This is a genomic window from Polaromonas sp. P1_G4 (genome assembly GCF_056405475.1).
In genome coordinates this window covers 1-1,755 of record NZ_JBFUCA010000697.1, presented here as the reverse complement: position 1 = coordinate 1,755, position 1,755 = coordinate 1, and the positions used below count along the sequence as shown (strand labels likewise).

Genomic DNA, 1,755 nt, shown 5'->3' with positions numbered 1-1,755 from the left:
GAGCTGGACTTTCCGCCCGAAGACATCATCTTCGACCCGAACATTTTCGCGATCGCCACCGGCATCGAAGAGCACAACAACTACGCGGTCGATTTCATCAACGCCACGCGCTGGATCAAGCAGAACCTGCCGGGCGCCAAGGTCTCTGGCGGTGTGTCCAACGTGTCCTTCAGCTTTCGCGGCAACGACCCGGTGCGTGAAGCCATCCACACCGTGTTCCTGTACCACGCGATCCAGGCCGGTATGGACATGGGCATCGTCAACGCCGGCATGGTCGGCGTGTATGACGACCTCGATCCGGTGCTGCGCGAGCGTGTGGAAGACGTGGTGCTCAACCGTACACCGGCCTACAAGTCCGGTGAGCCCGAACTCACGCCCGGTGAGCGTCTGATCGAAGTGGCCGAGACCGCCAGGAGCGGCGCCAAGGACGACAGCAAGAAGAATGAATGGCGTGCCCTGCCGGTGCGCCAGCGCCTGTCGCACGCGCTGGTCCACGGCATGAACGAGCACATCGTGACCGACACCGAAGAGGTCTACCAGGAGATCCTTGCAGAGGGCGGCCGGCCGCTGCATGTGATTGAAGGCCCGCTGATGGACGGCATGAACATCGTCGGCGACCTGTTCGGCCAAGGCAAGATGTTTTTGCCCCAGGTCGTGAAAAGCGCCCGTGTGATGAAGYAGGCCGTGGCGCATCTGCTGCCCTACATCGAAGCCGAAAAGCTGCTGCTCGAAGCCGCCGGCGGCGACGTCAAGACCAAAGGCAAGATCATCATCGCCACGGTCAAGGGCGACGTGCACGACATCGGCAAGAACATCGTGACGGTGGTCTTGCAGTGCAACAACTTTGAAGTCGTCAACATGGGCGTGATGGTGCCCTGCCATGAAATATTGGCGCGCGCCAAGGTTGAAGGCGCCGACATCGTCGGCCTGTCGGGCCTCATCACACCCAGCCTGGAAGAGATGCAGTACGTCGCCGCCGAGATGCAGAAAGACGATCACTTCCGCATAAAAAAAATCCCGCTGCTGATAGGCGGCGCCACCACCAGCCGCGTGCACACGGCCGTCAAGATCTCCCCGCACTACGAAGGCCCGGTGGTGTATGTGCCCGATGCGTCCCGCAGCGTGAGCGTGGCGCAAAGCCTGCTGTCCGACCAGGCCGCCAGATACATCGAAGAGCTGTATACCGACTACGACAAGGTGCGCACCCAGCACGCCAACAAAAAGCAGGTGCCGATGTGGCCGCTGGCCAAGGCCCGCGCCAATCCCACGTCAATGGACTGGGCCCACTACACACCGCCCGTGCCCAAGTTCATTGGCCGTCGCGTGTTCAAGAACTTCGACCTGTCGGAGCTGGCCCAGTACATCGACTGGGGTCCTTTCTTCCAGACCTGGGACCTGGCCGGAGCCTTCCCGGCCATCCTGAAGGACGAAGTCGTGGGCACCGAAGCTGTGCGCGTGTACGCCGACGCCCAGCGCATGCTCAAGCGCCTGATTGAAGGCCGCTGGCTCACCGCCAACGGCGTGATGGCGCTGTACCCCGCCAACAGCGTGGGTGACGACATCGAGATCTACACCGACGAGTCGCGCAGCGAAGTGGCCATGACCTGGTACGGCCTGCGCCAGCAAACCGAAAAAACCGCGATTCACGGCGTGATGCGCCCCAGCCGTTGCCTGGCTGATTTTGTCGCGCCCAAGGTGCTTGCTCCTGAATTGATAGCTGCTCGCGCTGAATATACGGGCGCTGCAGGCCAAAAT

At 61.8% G+C, this 1,755-nt stretch carries 1 protein-coding gene; it reads left to right on the top strand.

What is annotated here, in order from left to right:
* Nucleotides 1–1,755, top strand: a 1,755-nt coding sequence (locus AC1D1X_RS22360) for a vitamin B12 dependent-methionine synthase activation domain-containing protein (protein ID WP_477699226.1), incomplete at both ends; no start/stop codon positions are given.